At 64.6% G+C, this 19,664-nt stretch carries 18 protein-coding genes; 10 read left to right on the forward strand and 8 right to left on the reverse strand.

All coding sequences use genetic code 11. The features are described from left to right. Positions 1-62: 62 nt before the first annotated feature. The 5 genes from IM784_RS04340 to IM784_RS04360 all read left to right on the forward strand — a co-directional run bounded on the left by IM784_RS04340 (position 63) and on the right by IM784_RS04360 (position 5,219). On the forward strand, positions 63-1,085 hold the full coding sequence (locus tag IM784_RS04340; RefSeq protein WP_199554016.1) for a COX15/CtaA family protein: 1,023 nt from the start codon (positions 63-65) through the stop codon (positions 1,083-1,085). Positions 1,086-1,189: 104 nt separating this feature from the next. Beyond that, complete coding sequence (rplM, locus tag IM784_RS04345) at positions 1,190-1,690, forward strand: 50S ribosomal protein L13 (protein ID WP_199554017.1); 501 nt, start codon at positions 1,190-1,192, stop codon at positions 1,688-1,690. After that, a complete protein-coding gene (gene rpsI / locus IM784_RS04350) occupies positions 1,690-2,286 on the forward strand; it encodes a 30S ribosomal protein S9 (RefSeq protein WP_235976509.1) in 597 nt (198 codons plus the stop codon). The genes rplM and rpsI overlap by 1 nt, the downstream gene beginning before the upstream one ends. 263 nt (positions 2,287-2,549) lie before the next feature. After that, on the forward strand, positions 2,550-4,613 hold the full coding sequence (locus IM784_RS04355; protein WP_199554018.1) for a protein-disulfide reductase DsbD family protein: 2,064 nt from the start codon (positions 2,550-2,552) through the stop codon (positions 4,611-4,613). Between the two features lie 9 nt (positions 4,614-4,622). Continuing rightward, a complete protein-coding gene (locus tag IM784_RS04360) occupies positions 4,623-5,219 on the forward strand; it encodes a thioredoxin family protein (protein WP_235976510.1) in 597 nt (198 codons plus the stop codon). 59 nt (positions 5,220-5,278) lie between these two features. Here IM784_RS04360 and aspS read toward each other — a convergent pair whose 3' ends face one another. Further along, positions 5,279-7,063, reverse strand: a complete 1,785-nt coding sequence (gene aspS / locus IM784_RS04365) for an aspartate--tRNA ligase (protein ID WP_199554162.1) — start codon at positions 7,061-7,063, stop codon at positions 5,279-5,281. 135 nt (positions 7,064-7,198) lie between these two features. Between aspS and rnd the strand changes: the two genes are divergently transcribed. Beyond that, positions 7,199-8,389 (forward strand): ribonuclease D, encoded by a 1,191-nt coding sequence (rnd, locus tag IM784_RS04370; RefSeq protein ID WP_199554163.1) that lies wholly within the window; start codon positions 7,199-7,201, stop codon positions 8,387-8,389. A gap of 98 nt (positions 8,390-8,487) precedes the next feature. Here the strand turns inward: rnd and IM784_RS04375 are convergent, their stop codons facing one another. Then, complete coding sequence (locus IM784_RS04375; protein WP_199554019.1) at positions 8,488-10,023, reverse strand: Ppx/GppA family phosphatase; 1,536 nt, start codon at positions 10,021-10,023, stop codon at positions 8,488-8,490. Positions 10,024-10,025: 2 nt separating this feature from the next. Continuing rightward, complete coding sequence (gene alaS, locus IM784_RS04380) at positions 10,026-12,692, reverse strand: alanine--tRNA ligase (protein WP_199554020.1); 2,667 nt, start codon at positions 12,690-12,692, stop codon at positions 10,026-10,028. A gap of 221 nt (positions 12,693-12,913) precedes the next feature. Between alaS and IM784_RS04385 the strand changes: the two genes are divergently transcribed. Then, positions 12,914-13,378, forward strand: coding sequence for an Hsp20 family protein (locus tag IM784_RS04385; protein WP_199554021.1), 465 nt, complete (start codon positions 12,914-12,916; stop codon positions 13,376-13,378). A gap of 114 nt (positions 13,379-13,492) precedes the next feature. Then, entirely contained in the window at positions 13,493-14,551 is a 1,059-nt protein-coding gene (locus tag IM784_RS04390) for a DUF2855 family protein (protein ID WP_199554022.1), read from the forward strand. A 10-nt stretch (positions 14,552-14,561) separates the two neighbouring features. Here the strand turns inward: IM784_RS04390 and IM784_RS04395 are convergent, their stop codons facing one another. From IM784_RS04395 to IM784_RS04415, 5 genes are all read right to left on the reverse strand, one after another. Beyond that, positions 14,562-15,161: a tetratricopeptide repeat protein gene (locus tag IM784_RS04395; protein ID WP_199554023.1), complete on the reverse strand. Its 600-nt coding sequence runs from the start codon at positions 15,159-15,161 to the stop codon at positions 14,562-14,564. Positions 15,162-15,230: 69 nt separating this feature from the next. Further along, positions 15,231-16,301 carry a 5-(carboxyamino)imidazole ribonucleotide synthase gene (locus IM784_RS04400; protein ID WP_199554024.1) on the reverse strand — a complete coding sequence of 357 codons (1,071 nt, stop codon included), beginning with the start codon at positions 16,299-16,301 and terminating at the stop codon, positions 15,231-15,233. Between the two features lie 11 nt (positions 16,302-16,312). Beyond that, the gene (gene purE / locus IM784_RS04405) at positions 16,313-16,780 is read right to left on the reverse strand and encodes a 5-(carboxyamino)imidazole ribonucleotide mutase (RefSeq protein WP_199554164.1); all 468 of its coding nucleotides are present in this window, start codon (positions 16,778-16,780) and stop codon (positions 16,313-16,315) included. A gap of 80 nt (positions 16,781-16,860) precedes the next feature. Beyond that, entirely contained in the window at positions 16,861-17,547 is a 687-nt protein-coding gene (gene gpmA, locus IM784_RS04410; protein WP_199554025.1) for a 2,3-diphosphoglycerate-dependent phosphoglycerate mutase, read from the reverse strand. A 9-nt stretch (positions 17,548-17,556) separates the two neighbouring features. Further along, entirely contained in the window at positions 17,557-18,687 is a 1,131-nt protein-coding gene (locus tag IM784_RS04415; protein ID WP_199554026.1) for a M14 family metallopeptidase, read from the reverse strand. Between the two features lie 138 nt (positions 18,688-18,825). Here IM784_RS04415 and ykgO point away from each other — a divergent pair, with 138 nt between their 5' ends. Beyond that, positions 18,826-18,951 carry a type B 50S ribosomal protein L36 gene (ykgO, locus tag IM784_RS04420; RefSeq protein WP_004210176.1) on the forward strand — a complete coding sequence of 42 codons (126 nt, stop codon included), beginning with the start codon at positions 18,826-18,828 and terminating at the stop codon, positions 18,949-18,951. A 2-nt stretch (positions 18,952-18,953) separates the two neighbouring features. Further along, the gene (locus IM784_RS04425) at positions 18,954-19,568 is read left to right on the forward strand and encodes an HAD family hydrolase (RefSeq protein ID WP_199554027.1); all 615 of its coding nucleotides are present in this window, start codon (positions 18,954-18,956) and stop codon (positions 19,566-19,568) included. Positions 19,569-19,664 lie beyond the last annotated feature (96 nt).

Below are 19,664 nucleotides of genomic sequence, written 5' to 3' on the forward strand. Positions count from 1 at the left end.
AAAGGGGCGAAGACGTGCGGGCGCCCTTTTGCCTGCGCGGACACCCGGCTAAAGGGGCGCCCATGCCCGCCCTCACGCCTCTTTCCGCCCGTCCATCCGCACTTGCGAACTGGCTTTTCGCCGTTGCCGCGCTCGTCTTCACGATGGTCGTAGTGGGCGGAATCACGCGCCTCACCGAATCCGGGCTTTCCATCACAGAGTGGAAGCCGATCACCGGCGCGATCCCGCCGCTGAACGAGGCGGCATGGATGGCGGAGTTCGTCAAATACCAGAAAATTCCCGAGTATATCGAGATCAACAAGGGCATGAGCCTGAACGAATTCAAGAACATCTATTTCTGGGAATGGTTGCACCGGCTTCTTGGGCGGCTCATTGGAATCGCCTTCGCCCTGCCTCTGGTGTGGTTCGCTGTCCGGCAGGCAATCCCGAAGGGCTATGGGCCGCGCCTTGTCGCGCTGCTGGCGCTCGGTGGCCTGCAGGGCGCCATCGGCTGGTGGATGGTGACCTCTGGCCTCGTCAACCGCACCGACGTGTCGCACATCCGGCTCGCCGTACATCTGCTGACGGCTCTGTTTATCCTCGGCGGGCTGATCTGGACGGCGCTGGACCTGAAGGCGCTGGCGAAAGATCCGGCGGCAAAGCCGGCCCGACTGACGCCGCTGGCCGTCGGCGTTGCGGCGATATTGTTCGTGCAGCTGCTTTTGGGGGCCTTCGTCGCCGGGCTCGATGCAGGCCATGCCTCGAACACATGGCCACTGATGGGCGGGCAGTTCTTCCCGGCGGCAGCCGTGTGGGAGGGGCTTTCCAGCCTGGCGAACGACCCGCAGATCACGCATTTTGTTCATCGCTGGTGGGCCTGGGTAACGGTGGCAGCGCTTGTCGTGCTGGCGCGGGCAGCCAGGCGGATCGGGAACCGCCCGGCCTCCATCGCCATCCATATTGCCTTTGGCACGCAGATCCTGCTGGGCATCGCCACCGTGCTTTCCGGCGTCGATATCCACCTCGCCGTTCTGCACCAGGCGGTAGGTGCAACTTTGGTGGCGGCGACGGCGTGGGGTATGCACGCGATCGGAAAACAGGCCTGATCTTCTTGGGGTATTATATTACCACAGGCATTTTCCTTGCCAAAATGCGGTATTTCCCTTAGGGGCCCGCATCCGATTACCTGGACTGAAACCAAGGAACCATCATGTTGACCCGCACCACCGCTTCGGCAAAGCCCGCCGAAGTCGAGAAGAAGTGGATCCTGATCGATGCTGACGGCCTCGTCGTCGGCCGTCTGGCCTCCATCGTTGCCAACCGCCTGCGCGGCAAGCACAAGACCAGCTTCACCCCGCACGTCGATTGCGGTGACAATGTCATCGTCATCAACGCCGAGAAGGTGAAGTTCACCGGCCGCAAGGCGCAACAGAAGATGTACTACCGCCACACCGGCTATGCCGGCGGCATCAAGGAAGTGCGCGCCGACAAGGTTCTCGAAGGCCGCTTCCCCGAGCGCGTGCTGGAAAAGGCCGTGGAGCGCATGGTGCCCCGCGGACCGCTGGGCCGCCAGCAGATGCGCAACCTGCGCATCTTCGCCGGCAGCGAGCATCCGCATGCCGCGCAGAACCCCGAGGTGCTCGATGTTGCCTCGATGAACGCCAAGAATGTGATCGGCGCCAGCCGCTCCAGCGATAAGGTTTCCGCATAATGAGCGCCGAAGACACCCCCCGGGAAGACACCCGCATGAGCCTGGCGGATCTCGCCAAGCTGAAGTCTGAAGCCGAAGCCACGCCTGTTGCCGCACCGGCTCCGGTCGCTGCCTCGGCCGGTGAAGCCAGCGTTGAAGTCGAAGCCGTGGCTGCTGCCCCGGTTGTTTCAGCCGCTCCGGTCGCCCTGCGCCCGCAGCAGCTGGACAAGTTCGGCCGCGCCTATGCGACCGGCCGCCGGAAGGATGCAGTCGCCCGCGTCTGGCTGAAGCCCGGCAGCGGCAAGATCGTGGTCAACGGCCGCGACCAGACCGTTTACTTCGCCCGCCCGACGCTGCGCCTGGTGATCAACCAGCCGTTCGACGTGGCCGAGCGCCGTGAGCAGTATGACGTGATCGCAACCGTTGTCGGCGGTGGACTTTCGGGCCAGGCCGGTGCGGTGAAGCACGGCATCGCCCAGGCGCTGACGCGCTTTGAACCCGCTCTGCGCACGACGGTGAAGCAGGCCGGCTTCCTCACGCGCGACAGCCGGGCTGTCGAGCGGAAGAAGTACGGCAAGGCGAAGGCACGCCGCAGCTTCCAGTTCTCGAAGCGCTAAGCGGCCGTGGCCTGGACCGGGATTGTGCAGCAATCCCGGGAAGGCCCACGGACTGGCGTGCGCGTTCGGACTGCACGAAAAAGGGCGGGGTCTTTACCCCGCCCTTTTTGCGTGTCCGACGGCCCGGCTTTGCCGGGCTTTTCTTTCTTCCTTCCTTCCCCCAGCGGACTCGCGCGGCTTTGCCGCGCGGCCGGTCGCCCCGCCGCAAACAGCACCCGCACCCCTTGGCCAAGCGGCGCCCTTCCCCTAGAACAGGTTACAATATGGTAACGCGCCTCTTCCTCCTGCTCGCCGCCCTCCTCGCTGCTCCACTGCACGCCCAATCCGTGAGCCAACAGGAGAATACCCGCGTCGAGCTCGTCGCGGAGACCGCCACCCCTGCCCCCGGCCAACGCTTTACCGTTGGGATCGTGATGACGCCGCGAAAGGGCTGGCACACCTATTGGTCAAACCCCGGTGACACCGGGATGCCGACGCGCGCCGAATGGACGCTTCCCGCCGGCGCGACCGCAGGAGAGCTTCGCTATCCGGTGCCGCACACCTATGTCGTCTCCGGTCTGATGAACCATGTCTATGGCGAGGAATCCGTGCTCCTCTCCGAGATTGACGTTCCGCAGGCTGCAAAGGGCGCCTTTCCGCTGAAGCTGCGGCTGGACTGGCTGGTGTGCGACGACAAGATCTGCGTGCCCGAAGGAGCAGAACTGCAGCTGCCGCTGGTGACGGGAGATGGAAAGGCGGATGCTGCGCAACAGGCACGCTTTGCGGCCGCACGTGCGGCGCTTCCAAGGGAACTGGCTGGATCGACAAGCTTCTGGAGCGACGGCAAGCGCATCCGCGTTTCCGTGCCGCTGGCCGATCCGGAGAGCGTGACGGGTGGGCACTTCTTCTCGGCAGGGGATAGTGATTTCGCATTCGCCAGCCCGCAGACCGTTACGCGGACTGGCAGCGCGCTGATCTTCGAGGCGGATGCTGTCGCGGGGGCGACGCCGGAAAAGCTGGCCGGGCTCGCGCGGGTCGAACGCGGCGACGAGGTGCTGGGGCTGACGCTGACGGCTGTGCGCGGCAACGTGGCGCCCGGCGAGCCGTTGGGGAAAGCGGCGGGCGCCTGGTCTGCGTTCCTCCCCGCGCTGGGGCTGGCGGTGCTGGGCGGGCTGCTGTTGAACCTGATGCCTTGTGTGTTCCCGATCCTGAGCCTGAAGGCGTTGAGCCTGGCGAAATCGGGCGAATCCGAAGCTGCGGCGCGGACCGAGGGGCTAGCCTACACGGGCGGTGTTGTGCTGGTGACAACCTTGCTGGGGCTTGCCGCTATCCTGATCGCGCGGGCTGGATCCGGGGCTGGCTGGGCGTTTCAGTTGCAGGATCCGCGGGTGATCCTGTTTCTGCTGCTGCTCACGTTGGCGATCGGCCTGAACTTCGCCGGCCTGTTTGAAGTGAATGCCGGCGCCGTCAATGCCGGGCAGCAGCTGGCGGCAAAGCCAGGGGCAAAGGGCGCCTTCTTTACCGGGGCGCTGGCGGCCTTTGTGGCAACGCCCTGCACCGGGCCGTTCATGGCGGGGGCGCTGGGGGCGGCGCTGATCTTGCCCCCTGTTGCGGGCCTGGCGGTATTTGCGGGCTTGGGGCTGGGGCTCGCCCTGCCCTTTCTGGCGATCGGCTTCGTTCCGGCGCTGCGGCAGAGGCTGCCCAAGCCGGGGGCGTGGATGCTCACCTTCCGGCGGATATTGGCGGTGCCGATGCTGCTGACGGCGCTGGCGCTAGCCTGGGTGCTGGGCCGACAGACAGGGGTGGAGGGATTGATGGCTGGGCTGGTGGCGGCGCTGGCGCTGGGGATCGCGCTGTGGGTGTTGGGGCTGAAGCAACATGCCGGCGGGCGCACCGGGATTGCGGCAGCGGTCGTGGGGCTCATCGCGGTGATGGCCCCGCTTTCCATCGCGCGGTTGCCGATGGGGGCGGCCGTCGCCAAGCCTGCCGAAGGGCTGACCGGAGTTGCCTTTTCCCGCGAGGCGCTGGCGGCTGCGCAGGCTGCGCGCAAGCCGACTTTCCTCTATTTCACTGCCGACTGGTGCCTGACATGCAAGGTGAACGAGAAGGGCGCGCTGTCGAGCACAGAGGTTGCGAATGCTTTCAAGGCCGCCGGCATTCAGGTGATGATCGGAGACTGGACGAAGCCGGACCCGGCGATTGCGAAGTTTCTCGAAGAGCGCCAACGGGCCGGCATTCCGCTCTATCTTTTCTATGCGGCAGACGGGAGCGTAACGGAACTGCCGCAGATCCTGACTGTTGATACGCTGACAGCCCTGGCCAGCAAGGGTTCATCTTCAAACACTTAGGAGAAAGCCATGATGAAGCATCTTCTCACCGCGGCGGCTCTGACGTTCGCCATGCCTGCCCTGGCAAATGCTGTCGTCGGCCAGCCGGCCCCCGCATTCACGGCGACGGACAGCAATGGCCGGTCTGTCAGCCTGTCTGACTACAAGGGCAAGACGGTGGTTCTGGAATGGACCAATGCCGAATGCCCGTTCGTGCAGAAATATTATTCCGGCGGCGACATGCAGAAGTTGCAGGCCGAGGCACGGGCGCAGGGCGTGGTCTGGCTGAACGTCAACTCGGGTGCGCCCGGCAAGCAGGGTGCAGTTTCCGGTGCCGAAGCGAACGCCAAGATGAAGCAGCAGGGCTTCAGGTCCACCGCCTATCTGCTGGACGGCGACGGTGCCGTCGGCCGCGCCTATGGCGCCAAGACGACGCCGCACATGTTCGTGATCGATCCGAAGGGCACGCTGGTCTATGCCGGCGGCATCGACAGCATCCCTACCGCAAACCCCAACGACATCAGCAAGGCGCAGCCGCTGGTAAAGCAGGCGCTGGCGGATGTAGCCGCCGGCAAAGCCGTGGCAACGCCGACGTCGAAGCCCTACGGCTGCTCGGTCAAATACTGAGGTTTGACTGCAGGTAACGAATGGCGGGGAGGGGCAGCAATGCCCCTCCCCTTTTCGGGTCAGCTCTTGCGTGGCTGGATGTGCAGTTCGCGCAACTGCTTTTCCGTCACGTTGCTGGGCGCGTTCATCATCAGGTCTTCCGCCCTCTGGTTGAGCGGGAAGAGCGTTACTTCGCGAATGTTGGGCTCGTCGGCCAGCAGCATCACGATCCGGTCCACGCCTGGCGCCGATCCGCCGTGTGGCGGGGCGCCATATTTGAAGGCGTTGATCATGCCGGGGAAGTTTGTGTTCACTTCCTCCTGCGTGTAGCCGGCGATTTCGAACGCCTTGTACATGATCTCGGGCTTGTGGTTCCGGATCGCACCGGACGACAGCTCCACGCCGTTACAGACAATGTCGTACTGGAAGGCGAGGATATCCAGCGGGTTCTTCGTTTCCAGCGCCTCCAGCTCGCCCTGCGGCATGCTGAAGGGGTTGTGGCTGAAGTCGATCTTGCCGGTTTCCTCGTCCGCCTCGAACATCGGGAAATCGACGATCCAGCAGAAGCGGTAGGCGCCCTGCTCGATGAGGCCCAGCTGTTCGCCAACGCGGGTACGGGCATAGCCCGCCAGCTTGGCGGTGGGCAGTTCCTTGCCGGCCGCGAAGAAGCAGCCGTCGTCCGGGCCGAGTCCGAGGGCGGCGTAGAGCGCCTCCATGCCTTCCGTCCCATGGTTCTTCGCGATGGGGCCGCCGAATTCGCCGCCCTTGCGGGTGACATAGCCAAGCCCGGCATGGCCTTCGCCGCGTGCCCACTCGTTCATGTCGTCAAAGAACTTGCGGCTCTTTTCGGCGGTCGCAGGCGCCGGGATGGCGCGCACGACGCCGCCCGAGCCGACGATCTTCTCGAACAGGCCGAAACCGCTGGTCCGGAAATGTTCGGTCACGTCCTTGATGATCAGTGGGTTGCGGAGGTCGGGCTTGTCGTTTCCATAATCCAGCATCGACTGGCGATAGGGAATGCGCGGGAAGGCACCTTCAGTGATGGCCCACGGCGTTTCGCGGTTCCAGCCGGCGAACTCCCCGAACACCCCCGCAAGCACAGGTTCGATGGCCTGGAACACGTCTTCCTGCGTCACGAAGCTCATCTCGAAGTCGAGCTGGTAGAACTCGCCGGGGCTGCGATCGGCGCGCGCATCCTCGTCCCGGAAGCAGGGCGCGATCTGGAAGTAGCGGTCGAAACCGGCCACCATCAGCAGCTGCTTGAACATCTGCGGCGCCTGCGGCAGCGCGTAGAACTTGCCCGGATGCAGGCGCGACGGCACCAGAAAGTCGCGCGCGCCCTCCGGGCTGCTCGCGGTCAGGATCGGCGTCTGGAACTCGGTGAAACCCTGCCCGATCATCCGCTGGCGGAGCGAGGCGATCACCTTGGAGCGCAGCATGATGTTGCGATGGATACGTTCGCGGCGGAGATCGAGGAAGCGGTAGCGAAGGCGGATGTCCTCCGGATAATCGGTATCGGCTGCCACCGGCAGCGGCAGCTCGGCCGCTTCGGATTGCACCGTCACGCCGCGCACGCGGACCTCGATTTCGCCGGTGGGCAGGTTCGGATTGTTGGTGCCAGGGGCACGGGCAACGACTTCGCCATCGATGGTGACGACCGATTCCAGCCGCAGGCCGTCCAGTGTGGCGAGGTGGGGCGATCCGGCAGCCGCAACAAGCTGGGTGAGGCCATAGTGGTCGCGCAGGTCGACGAACAGCACGCCCCCGTGGTCGCGCTTGCGATGGATCCAGCCGGACAGGCGGACGATTTCGCCGGCGTTGGCGGCGGTGAGCTGGGCACAATGATGGGTGCGATAGGCGTGTATCATGACGCGGCGGGTGAAGGCGGACGGCACGGCATTTGTCAAGCGCAGGGCGCCGTACAGGTGCGCTTTCGTCCAGTATTGCGCGCTGCGGGCGGCGGCTTTTGTCAAGCGCGTGTGACCGCGCTAACGGGTGACATGCAGATTCACCCGCTCGTTACCGACACCAGGACGCTTGCAAAGATCGTGAAGCGACTGAGAACGCACGATCATGTCTGCATCGACACCGAATTCATGCGGGAAAATACTTATTATCCAGAGCTTTGTCTGGTCCAGCTGGCAAGCCCGGAAGAAGCCTTTGCCTTCGACCCGCTGTCGGACGAGCTCGACATGGAGCCCTTTCTGGAGCTGCTTGCCGACGAATCGGTGCTGAAAGTGCTGCATGCGGGCGGGCAGGATATTGAGATTTTCGTGAACCTCACCGGAAAGGTGCCCTTCCCGCTGTTCGATACGCAGGTGGCGGCGATGGCGATGGGGATGGGCGAGCAGGTGAGCTATGCCAATCTGGTCGCACATTTCACCGGCCACCAGATCGACAAGGGCGCACGCTTCACCGACTGGGCGCGGCGGCCGCTGTCCGAACGGCAGATTCAATATGCCATCGGCGACGTCACCTATCTTTCCCAGCTGTTCCCCAAGATGGTGGCGAAGCTGCGCAAGACCAATCGCGGCGAGTGGCTGGACGAGGAAATGGCGCGGATATCCGAGCCGTCCAACTATGTCGTCGATCCGGAAGCGTCTTGGCAGCGGCTGAAACTGCCCAACCGCAAGCCCGAGGTGCTGGGGCGGCTGAAGGCGCTGGCGCGCTGGCGCGAGCATGAAGCGCGCGACAAGAACGTGCCGCGCGGCCGCATCGTGAAGGACGAGACGCTGGCCGATCTCGCCGCTTCTCCGCCGGCGACGCAGGCCGATCTGGCGCGTATTCGCGGATTGTCGCCGACATGGGCCGGGAATGCCATCGGTGGACGGCTGATGCAGGCGATACAGGAGGCCGGGCCGCTGCCCGAGCGGGAAATGCCGGCGAAGGACAATCGGCCGGGCCTGTCCTCTGAAGCATCGCTGATCGCCGATCTGCTGAAGCTGCTGCTGAAGATACGCGCCAAGGAAACAGGTGTTGCGCCACGTCTGGTGGCTCGCTCGGAAGATATGGAAGCGCTGGCAGGCGGCGTTCGCGATGGCTTGCCCATATTGGAGGGCTGGCGCCGCCAGATGTTCGGCGAGGATGCGCTGGCGCTGGTGGAAGGGCGGCTGGGATTCTCAGTCGTTGGCGGCAAGCTGAGGATGCGGACGCTGGAGGCACCGGCGCCGGAAAAGCCCGACCCGACCTAGAGCCTATTCCGAACGCATGGAATCGCCTTATCGGAAATCCATGCGGAAAAACAAAAGCCTGGAGCGGCCGATTTGATGCGATCAGATCGGAACCCGCTTTAGGATGCGAGCGTAAGCTTCGCTTCCAGCCCCATCGACTGCGCCAGCGTCCGGTGACGACGCACGACCGGCTCTCCGTATAGCGCAGCCGCTTCGGCATCGAGGCGAAGGGTGATCGACCGCGTGTCCCGCTGCAGCCATGCGTGGGCGAGGGGCTCGGCAGCTCCACCGCCCAGCCGCTGCCCCAGCCGCATCGCAAGTCCCCACTGCCGGGCGAGGTTCAGAAGGGGTTCCGGCAAGAGACTGCGCAGCATCGTCGCATGCGGCGACGCAAGCGCTCCGCCATTCACCACCCACAGTGCCGTGGCCAGCATCCCGCGGCCTTCCGCATCGATGCCCACCCAGTTTCCGTGCAGCGCCATGTCCATCCCGTCTTCGGCGCGCATGTCGGGATGCGCGCGCCAGGCCGTATCCGCCAGCAGGCAGGCGGCGTGGCGGATGCGGCGCAATTGGGCCGGTTCGGCCGGGAACAGCGGGTCGATGAAGCGGAGCAGAGCTTCCCCCACATCTGCGTTGGAACCGTCGGCAAAGCGGCCCATGCGCTCGGCCGCATCATGGGCCGCAAACAGCAGCGGATCCTGCCGCTGGGCTGCGGGCGACAATGCCTGATAGAGAAGGCCTTCGCGCAGGCCATAGGCCGACGTGACGATCGAGCTGCTGCCCAGCTTGCGGGTCACCGCCTTCAGCATCGCCGCCGCGCCCGGCAGCTGCGGCGCGCGCGATGCCGAGATACTGGGAACATCCTTGAGCGATTTGAGGGAGATGCGTGCAAGCGTGCGGATCATCCGATCCGGCGCGTCAACCGGCATCACATGCTGGTGAATGATCGGCAGCGGCCAGCCGGTGAGGTGCATGTGCAGCTGCGCCAGCGCCCGCCAGCTGCCGCCTACGGCATAGAAAGGCTTGCCCTGGCCCAGCTCGGCCCATTTCAGCTTCTTCAGCCCGGTGTCGATCTGCTTGAACAGCGAGCGGCGGCCGGACTTGCGGAAGGCATCCAGACGGAGCGCGCCGAGCGGCAAGGACAGCCGCTCGTGAATTTCCCCGCCGGCCACCCGCACCAGCTCCAGCGAGCCGCCGCCCAGGTCCCCGACTACGCCGTCTGCATGGGGGATGCCGGCGATGACACCCATTGCAGCGCCTCGCGCCTCTGTCTCGCCATCGATAATCTCGACATCCAGGCCGGTCTGTGCCCGGACGCGCGCAATGAACTTGGCGCCGTTGCGCGCGTCCCTGACGGCCGCCGTGGCGACCGCGCGCATGCTGTCTACGCCCATCGATTCGCAAAGCAGGGCAAAGCGGGCGAGAGCCGTAACCGCGCTGTCCATGGCTTCGGCCGAGAGCAGGCCGCCCGGCGAAAGGCCGCGCCCGAGACCTGCCAGAACCTTCTCGTTGAAGAGCACGGCGGGCGTCCGCATCAAGCCCTTGTAGACAACCAGGCGAACCGAATTGGAGCCGATGTCGATGATGGCGATGCGGGGCGAATCATGCGCAGACAAATGATTGGCTGCGCTCGTTTCGACTGCCACGCTCGCCATGATCAGGCGGGAACGCCGAGGGCCTGGGTGACGGCTGCCTTTACCGCTGCGATGGCATCGGCTGCCTTCCCGCCGTCGGGACCTCCGGCCTGGGCCATGTCGGCACGGCCTCCGCCGCCCTGCCCGCCCAGCGCAGCTGCGGCCGCGCGAACGAGGTCGACCGCGGAAACGGTGGCGGTGAGATCGTCGGTGACGCCGATGGCAACAGCAGCTCGGCCCTCGTTGACGGCGACGATGGCAGCAATGCCGGAGCCCATGCGCGCCTTTGCTTCGTCGACAAGGCCGCGCAGCGCCTTGGCTTCGACGCCTTGCAGCACTTGCCCGATGAAGGCCGTGGAGCCGATCTGCTCGGGGCCGGCGGCTTCTGCGGCAGGGCCTGCCAGGGCGAGTGCCTTTTTCGTTTCCGCCAGCTCGCGCTCCAGGCGCTTCACGGTGTCGGCCAGCGACAGCACCCGTTCGGGAAGCTCTTCCGGACGGGTACGCAGCGCCGAGGCGGTGGATTTCAGCAGCGCTTCCTGCTGGGCGAGATAGGCCAGAGCACCTTCGCCTGTCAGCGCCTCGATGCGGCGGATGCCCGACGATACGGCCGATTCCGAGACGATGCGGAACAGCGCGATGTCGCCGGTGGCGTTCACATGGGTGCCGCCGCACAGCTCCACCGAGTAGCTGCGGCCCGTGTCGGCCGGGCGGCCCATCGAGAGCACGCGGACCTCGTCGCCATATTTTTCGCCGAAGAGCGCGAGTGCGCCGGCGTCGATGGCGGCGTCCGGCGTCATCAGCCGGGTTCCGACGGGCAGGTTGGCGCGGATTTCGGCGTTCACCTGGGCTTCGATGGCGGCGATTTCGTCGGCGGTCAGCGCCTTCGGGTGGGAGAAATCGAAGCGCAGCCGATCGGGCGCGACCAGCGAACCCTTTTGCGAGACATGCTCGCCCAACACCCTGCGGAGCGCGGCGTGCATCAGGTGCGTGGCGCTATGATTGGCCTTCACAGCGGAGCGGCGGGCGGCATCGACCTTCAGCGAGACTGCTTCGCCGATCTTCAACGTGCCCGAAACCAGCTTGCCGCGATGTGCGTGCAGCTTGCCGAGCGGTTTGGCGGTGTCCAGCACATCGAAGACCGCGCCGGATCCTTCGATCGTCCCGGTGTCCCCGACCTGCCCGCCGGATTCGGCATAGAAGGGCGTCTGGTTGGTCAGGATCGTTACCTCGTCTCCGGCCTGCGCTGCGGATATTTCCGCGCCGTCCTTGACGATGGCGACGATTTCGCCCTGCGCCTGCGTGGCATTGTAGCCGATGAAGTCGGTCGCGCCGAGCTTCTCCACCAGGTCGAACCAAAGGCTGTCGGTGGCATTGGCGCCGCTGCCGGCCCAGGCCGCACGGGCGCGCTTCTTCTGCTCGGCCATGGCGGCGTCGAAGCCGGCCCGGTCGACGCCGATGCCCTGCCCTTTCAGCGCGTCCTCTGTGAGATCGTAGGGGAAACCGAAGGTGTCATAGAGGCGGAAGGCGACCTCGCCCGGCAATGTGTCGCCCTGCTTCAGATTTGCAGTCGCCTCGTCCAGCAGCTTCAGGCCGTTCTGCAGCGTCTGGCGGAAGCGGGTTTCCTCCAGCTTCAGCGTCTCGGTAATCAGCGCCTGCGCGCGCACCAGTTCCGGATAGGCCCCGCCCATGGTGGTGACCAGCGCCGGCACCAGCCGGTGCATCAGCGGCTCGGTCGCGCCCAGCAGGTGCGCGTGGCGCATCGCACGGCGCATGATCCGGCGCAGCACATAGCCGCGGCCTTCGTTCGCCGGCAGCACGCCATCGGCCACCAGGAAGCCCGAAGACCGCAGGTGATCGGCGATGATCCGGTGCGAGGCGCGCGTTTCCGGCGCATCGGGCGAGGTTTTCGTCAGCGCGGCGGATTCGGCGATCAGCGCCTTGAAGATGTCGATCTCGAAATTGTCGTGCGTGCCCTGCAGCACGGCGGCGACGCGTTCCAGCCCCATGCCGGTGTCGATCGACGGGCGCGGCAGCGGCACACGGGTTCCGTCCGGCTGCTGGTCGAACTGCATGAAGACCAGGTTCCAGATCTCCACGAAGCGGTCGCCATCCTCGTCCGGGCTGCCGGGAGGGCCGCCGAAGATATGGTCGCCATGATCGTAGAAGATCTCCGAGCAGGGGCCGCAGGGCCCGGTATCGCCCATCGACCAGAAATTATCGTTGGTGGCGATGCGGATGATGCGCTCGTCAGGCAGGCCGGCGATCTTCTTCCAGAGGTCAAACGCCTCGTCATCCGTGTGATAGACAGTGACGGTCAGCCGATCCTTCGGGATGCCCCACACGTTGGTCAGAAGATCCCAGGCGAGCGTGATCGCCCGTTCCTTGAAATAATCTCCGAACGAGAAATTGCCGAGCATTTCGAAGAAGGTGTGGTGGCGCGCGGTATAGCCGACATTGTCGAGATCATTGTGCTTGCCGCCGGCGCGAACGCATTTCTGAGACGAACCTGCCGTGCTGTAGGGACGCGTTTCCAGACCGGTGAACACGTTCTTGAAGGGCACCATGCCGGCGTTCACGAACATCAGCGTCGGATCATTCTGCGGCACGAGCGGCGCCGACGGCACCACCGTGTGGCCCGCGCGTTCGAAATGATCCAGGAAGGCCTGGCGGATGTCGGCTGTCGAAGTCATCTGGTCTGCCCAATAAATGCCGGTGCCCCCGGCTTGGCTCCATTAGGGGTCTGTGGGGTCTGTGTGCAAGTGCGGTGCACATTTGCAGGGCACTTGAAAGCGGCGTTCAGACCCCCAGATTTCAGTTCGCGGGAACGGTTGCCTTTGGGGGCCGCGCCTCGCGAAAGCCCGGCCGGAAGGCGGGCTGAACCATGACCATTGCTTTGAAAGGATGGACCCATATGCGCACGAATTTTGATTTCTCGCCCCTGCTCCGCTCGTCGGTCGGCTTTGAGAACCTGAACCGCCTGCTGGACAGCGTGGCCCGAGCCGCCGAAGGCGACAACAGCTTCCCGCCCTATAATATCGAGAAGCTGGGCTCGGATGCCTATCGCATCACCATGGCTGTCGCCGGCTTTGCCCGTGACGAGCTGGACATCACCGTGCAGGAAAACACGCTGGTCGTGACCGGTAAGGCGGCTGACGAAGCCCAACCCGCCGAGCGCAGCTTCCTGCATCGCGGTATCGCCAAGCGCGCATTCGAGCGCCGCTTCCAGCTGGCGGATGTAATCAAGGTGACCGGCGCCTCGTTCGAGAACGGCCTGCTCAACATCGACCTGGCCCGCGAAGTGCCCGAGCACAAGAAGCCGCGCAAGGTTGAGATCGGTGCCAACGACGCCCCGGTGATCGAAGGCGAAGCCGCCTGATCAGAAGGCGCTGAAACAGGAGGGGCCGCGGGCGAATGTCCGCGACCCCTTCATTGTTGTGGTTTGACGCGTCACGGAGCTGCGCTAGCATCCCGCAAAACGGGAGGACGAACGATGGGCTATCAGCTCGAACGAAAGCGCGACGCACTGGTCGACTGGCGCGAGGTCGGGTCGACGCCCTCGGCCGGACCCGGAGAGATCGTGGCGCGGATCGACCTTGCCGCGCTGACCTCCAACAACATCACTTATGCGGTGTTCGGCCGCCCGCCGCTTTCCTACTGGAACTTCTTTCCTGCCGCCGACGAGGCATGGGGTGTCGTCCCCGTGTGGGGCTATGCGACCGTCATCGAAAGCCGATCGGAACATGTCGCCGAGGGAAGCAAGCTGTTCGGCTACTGGCCCTCTGCCACGCACCTCAAAATGCTGCCCGGCAACCCGAGGCCCGGTGGATTTGTGGACATGAGCCCGCACCGGCAAGGGCTTTCGCCCGTGTACAACAGCTATCGCCTCACGGACGATCCGCCCGAGCTGGAACCGCTGGTTGCCCTGTTCCAGCCGCTCTATGGCACCGGCTATGTGCTGGCCGGTTCGCTGGCGGCCGAGGCTGCAAGCGGGGCGCCCATCATTTTCACCAGCGCTTCCTCCAAGACGGCGCTTGCTACGGCATTCAACCTCGGCAAGGCCGGAGCCAATGTGATTGGCCTGACGTCGGCTGGCAACAAGGCGTTTGTCGAGCAGACCGGCTTCTATCGGCAGGTGCTGACCTATGACGAGATCGACGAACTGGCACCGGGAACGGATGCCGTTGTGATCGATTTCTCCGGCAATGCGGCCCTGAAAAAGCAGCTGCACCAGACCCTGGTCGGAATGGCTTCCAGCATCGCTGTCGGCGTTACCGACTGGGAGGCACTGCAGCCGCCGGATGCGGAGCCGCTTCCCGGACCGCAGCCAAGCTTCTTCTTTGCGCCGACGCTCTGGGAGGAACAGGCCCGGACGCTTGGCCCCGCGAAGTTCGAGGCAAATCTCGCCTCCAGCATGCGCCAATTCCTGGAAACGACGCCGCGCTGGCTGCGGGTGGAGGAAGTGCGCGGCGTGGACGGATATGCGCAGGCGTTCGGCAAGCTGATGCAGAACCGATCGCCCGCGAATACCGGGATCGTCTGGAAGCCCTGAGCCCGCTATCCTAGCCCCGTGCGGTTTCCCGCCGCTCGACCGAGAAGCGCTTCAGCTGCTCCGCCGGCTCTTTCCATTCGGGGTTGATTGCGGCCGCCGCCGTATAGTCCTCGAAAGCGCGGCGGACATTGCCGACCAGCTCGTAGGCGACCGCGCGCGTATACAGCGCGACTTCTGGCCTGGACGGGTTCATCTCCAGCCCGCGGGTAAGGCTGGCGATGGCCTCGGAATCCCGGCCGCCAACGTGCAGGAGGGCAATACCGAGATTGACGTGCGCTTCCGCCAGTTTCGGCTCCATCCGGATCGCTTCCCGATAATCGGCAAGCGCCGATTCAAGGCTGCGGGCCTGCATGTAGATGATGCCCCGGTTGACCAGCGTTGCCGCCCGATCCCGGCGCGACATCAGCTCATCCTCAAGCGCCCGAGAACAGGTGGTGACGCTGGCGGCAGTTTCCTTCTTCAGCTCGGCCGCGGCATAGCATTCGCGGCCCAGCCCGCCCCCGAGGATGGTTACCGCTGCGTTGGTGCCTGACGCTGCAAGCGCGGCCGCCAGTAGCAGAGTTGATCGGAACGCAAACCCCGACATGGGCACAAGTGCGAGTCTTCGCATCGTTTCTCTCCTACCCCTCTTGGCAGCGAGATTAGCATATTCCCCGACCAAGAACAGCTGGCCGGACAATCAACGACTGCGGTAGGTTACATGTCCCATCTTGCGGCCGGGAGCCGCTTCGGTCTTGCCATACAAGTGCAGCGAAGCCGATGGATCGGCGAGAATTTCCGGCCAGCGGTCGATATCCCGGCCGAGCAGGTTTTTCATCTCGACGCGTGGGGCCGTCAGGCCCACCGGCCCCAGCGGCAGGCCGCAGATGGCGCGAATGTGCTGGGTGAACTGGGAGGTTTCCGCACCCTCGATGGTCCAGTGTCCGCTGTTGTGAACCCGAGGCGCCATTTCGTTGAAAACGGGGCCATCGGCTGTCGCGAAGAATTCGCAGGCAAGGACGCCGATATAGTTCAGCGCATCGGCAATGCGGACAACGAGCGAAGTCGCTGCCTCTATATGCGCAGGATCGAGTTCGGTTGCAGGAACCGTGGTGAGGGCGAGAATGCCGTCGTCGTGACGGTTCAGGCAGGCGGAATAATGCTGTTCCTGCCCGCCGGGACAACGGGCGACCAGGATCGAGAACTCGTGCTGGAAACGCACGAAACCCTCGAGGATGAGGCCGGCGGCGCCCAGCTCCGCAAAGGCCGATGCAGCTTCGCCGGCGGAGGAGATGCGGATCTGCCCCTTGCCGTCATAGCCGAAGCGGCGGGTCTTCAGGATGGCGGGAGTTCCGAGCTCGCCGATAGCCGATTCAAGGTCGGCGATGGTTTCAACAGCGCGATAGGGTGCAGGCGTACCGCCAAGGCTCTCCACGAACTGCTTTTCGCGAAACCGGTCCTGGGCGACATCGAACGCCTCGTGGCCGGGGCGGACGGGGCGGACCCCCTCCAGGAACGCCAGTGTGTGCGAGGGTACGTTCTCGAACTCGCAGGTGACAACGTCCACGCGCTCAGCAAAGCGCCGGAGCGCGGCTTCATCGTCATATCCGGCACGCGTGGTTTCGGCGGAGACTTCGGAGGCCACCAGCTCCCCGTCGGGCGCAAAGACATGCACCTTGTAGCCCAGCGGAGCGGCCGCCAGCGCCAGCATCCGGCCGAGCTGCCCGCCGCCGAGAATACCAATTGTGGAGCCAGGTGGAATGACGCTCATATCGGCCGCATTCAGCTCTGAAGTCCCGGCGGGGCATCGGCTACCGCGTCTGTCTGCTTTTGCCGCCAGGCCTTCAGCCGTTCAGCCAGCGCGGTATCGGACGTGGCGACGATAGAGGCCGCAAGCAGGCCGGCATTGGTGGCGCCTGCCTTGCCGATGGCCAGCGTGCCAACCGGAATGCCGGCGGGCATTTGCACGATCGAGAGCAGGGAATCCTGCCCAGAAAGCGCAGCAGACTGCACCGGCACGCCCAGCACGGGCAGATGTGTGAGGCTGGCGACCATGCCCGGAAGATGCGCGGCGCCGCCGGCGCCGGCGACGATCACCTTCAACCCGCGATCCGCAGCGCTTTCGGCATAATCGACCATTCGGCGCGGCGTCCGGTGGGCAGAGACGATCTTCACCTCATGCGGGACTTGCAGTGCGTCCAGCACCTCGACAGCATGGCGCATCGTCTCCCAGTCGGAAGCGCTTCCCATGATGATACCGACCAAAGCTGTCACAGGCCCATCCCCGGCAAAAAAGGGGCGTTAAGGGCGCTTTGCGCTCTTTGCAAGCCTCAGCCGAGTTCCAGGAAGCGGCGGCTGACGGCATTCAGATTGTCGTCCAGCTCGTAGAGTATGGGAACGCCGGTGGGGATTTCGAATTCCACGATGTCCTCGTCGGAAATGCGAGACAGATGCTTCACCAGCGCCCGAAGCGAATTGCCGTGCGCGGCGATGACGACGCGCTTGCCAGCCTTCAGCTCGGGAACGACCAGCGAGGTATAGGCCGGAAGTGCGCGGGCGATCGTATCCTTCAGGCTCTCGGTCGAGGGGATGGGGAGCCCGGCATAGCGGCGATCCTTCGCCACATCGAACTCGCTGCCTGCCAGTTGCGGCGGCGGCGGAATATCGAAGCTGCGGCGCCAGATCTTTACCTGTTCGTCGCCATGCTTTGCCGCCGTTTCGGCCTTGTTGAGCCCGGTGAGGCCGCCATAGTGGCGCTCGTTGAAGCGCCAGTCGCGGGTGACGGGGAGCCACAGCCGCCCCATTTCCTCCAGCACGATGTTCAGCGTCTTGATGGCGCGGGTCTGCAGGCTGGTGAAGCTGGTGTCGAAATCAAAGCCCTGCGCGGCGAGCGCCCGGCCGGCGGCCCTGGCTTCGCCAACACCCTTTTCGGTGAGATCCACATCCCACCAGCCGGTGAAGCGGTTTTCCAGGTTCCACGACGACTGGCCGTGACGGATGAGCACGAGTTGCGGCAAGCTATACCCCTATCTGAGATCGTCGATGATATCGGCCAGCGCGGCCAGGCAGCCACGCGCCAGATGCTTTGAGCGATCGGGCGACCAGCCGTGGAGCGGATCGGGCAGCTCGTTCGCATCCTTGAACGGCATTTCCAGCGTTGCAGACACGCAGCCGAATCGCTGCGCCAGCTGATTTGTGGACATGGCGAGGTTTGCCGTGCCCTTGGCAGCAACGGGATAGCCGACCTTCGTCTGGAAATCGGCATTGTGAAAGCAGAGCTGCTGCTTGTAGCGCTCCAGCAGGCCCAGCTGCTTGTCGGTGATGTCGGGGATGCCCTCAAAGCCGGCTATGAACACATGTGGCAGCGCTTCGTCGCCATGCACATCCAGCGCGAAATCGACCCCGGTTTCGTCCATCCGGTTGCGCACGGCCAGCACTTCCGGTGACCTCTCGCGTGTAGGGTTTGCCCATTCGCGGTTGAGGTTCGCGCCCGCTGCATTGGTGCGCAGATAGCCGCGCGCGGAGCCGTCCGGGTTCATGTTGGGAACGATGTGGAAGCGCGCCTTCGACAGCAGCTTGCGCGCAATGGGAGAGGCCGGATCGGTCAGTTCCTCCAGCGCTCCTTCCATCCACCACTCCGCCATCGTCTCGCCCGGGTGCTGGCGGGCATAAAGCCAGATCATGCGCGGGCCCTCACCGATCTCGATGCAATCGATCGCGCGGCCATCGAGCGACTGGCCCAGCACCGTGGTGAGAACGCCCGGTTTTGCGCCGATGCGCGCCACCAGGTCGTGGTGCCGTTCCAGCGAATAGGGCGCGAAATAAGCGCACCAGACGATATCGGCCTTCGGCGTCAGGCGGATACTCAGCGTTCCTTCCGCCTTGTCATAGCTCGTATCCGCCTGCGTCCAGTTCAGACGGTCTTCCGAGACGCGGGCGCGGTATTCCGGCCAGCCGCCAGGATAGGCGGATTGCGCCAGCCCGGTGATGTCGAGGCGAATGGGACGCCCCTTGGCGCCGGCGACGCGAAAATGAAACCACTGGAAGAACTCGCCGCCGGCATCCTTGCGGATCGCAAGGCGGACGAAATCCGGCGCGGGTTGGTCCAGAAGCTGAATGTTGCCCGAATCGAAGGCGCTTGAGATACTGATGCCCATAGGTGGCGACTAGCAGCGCCTGTTGCCTGCGCCAACCGACCAGCACGCATGCCCGCCAAGACGATGTCGCGTTTGACTTTTGCCGCCGTCTTCCCTATGCGCCGCGGCTCATTTCGACTCCCTATTCAAGGTGCCACCATGAAGATCCGCAACAGCCTGAAGTCCCTCAAGGGCCGGCACCGCGACAACCGCGTCATCCGTCGCCGCGGCCGTACCTACGTCATCAACAAGACGAACCGCCGCTTCAAGGCCCGCCAGGGCTGATCTTGCAGACCAGGCCACGGGCCGTCGTCTGGGACGTCGGCCATGTGCTCTACGACTGGGATCCGCGCTTCCTCTATGCGAAGCTGATACCCGATTCCGATCGACTGGACTGGTTCCTTTCGAACGTAGTTACGCGCACCTGGCATTTCCAGCATGATGCCGGCCGCCCCTTTGCGGAAACTTCCGCAGAGCTGATGGCGCTGCATCCGGATCATGCCGGACTGATCGCCGAATATGGCCCCCGCTGGCTGGAAACGATTCCCGGCCCCATCCCCGGCACGCATGACCTTGTGAAGCGGCTGGCCGCGGCCGGTGTGCCGCAATATGGCATCACCAACTTCTCCGGCGAGTTCTGGGACCGGTTCCGGCCGACCGCACCGCTGTTCGATCATTTCACGGACATTGTCGTTTCCGGGCACGAACAGCTGGTGAAACCCGACTCCGCAATCTACGAGCTGGCCAGACAACGCTTCGGGCTGGGCGACGGCGAAGCGCTTTTCATCGACGACAACGCAGCCAATGTCGAAGCAGCTCGGAATGCGGGCTGGCACGCGCACCGCTTTGAAGGCGCCGCCGGCGCGGAAGCAGCGATGAAAGCCCTTGGCCTGCTGGCTTAGCGGCGCTTGCTGGCCTGGGACGTGAACCCATAAACGGGAGGCATTTTGACGCGATTTTCAGCCCCTAGACGCGTGAGCAAGCGCAGACCAGCTACT

Origin of the sequence: Sandaracinobacteroides hominis, from assembly GCF_016464365.1 — a bacterium.
GTDB lineage: Bacteria > Pseudomonadota > Alphaproteobacteria > Sphingomonadales > Sphingomonadaceae > Sandaracinobacteroides > Sandaracinobacteroides hominis.